The 535-nt window shown below is 69.3% G+C and carries 1 protein-coding gene; it reads right to left on the minus strand.

Annotated features, from left to right (window positions below):
* Positions 1-535 (minus strand): recombinase family protein (locus EOA23_RS35335; RefSeq protein WP_189341853.1); only part of this gene is annotated, 535 nt, incomplete at both ends.

Genomic DNA, 535 nt, shown 5'->3' on the forward strand with positions numbered 1-535 from the left:
ATCGAGCAGTGCCTTGACCGACGACGGCTGCCATTGGCGACCGCCACGGGGCGTGCGTTCATGCATCCGTTCCAGCTGAGCGCCGATCTCGATCAATGTAAGATCCGGATCGGCGAGAGCAATGCCGGCGACGAGTGTCATCAACCGGTCCTCCGGCGGCCGGCGCGGGGCTCGTTTGATCAGGGCGGGTTCGGCGATGCGCTCGCGGACCAGCCGGTGCACCGCTCGCCGCAGCCGCTCGATCGTCCAGCTGTGCCCTTTTCGGTTCAGCACCCGCACCACGTCGTCCCAGCTGTGCTGCGGCCGCAAGCGGCGCACTGTCGGCAGCCAGGTCTGCGCCGAGGTGATGAGATCGTCGATGTAGGCACGTTCGCGCGCCGCGGCGATCGCCCGGACAGCTTCGGGACGCCGTTCGCGAAGCCCGGGGTTGCCGGCCAGCCGGCCGCGTGCCTTGGCAGCCTTCATTCCCGCCTTGGTGCGTTCGGCGATCAGCGCACGCTCGAGCTGCGCCACGGCGCCGAGCACCTGCAGCGAG

It is taken from the genome of Mesorhizobium sp. M2A.F.Ca.ET.042.01.1.1 (assembly GCF_003997405.1).
GTDB lineage: Bacteria > Pseudomonadota > Alphaproteobacteria > Rhizobiales > Rhizobiaceae > Mesorhizobium.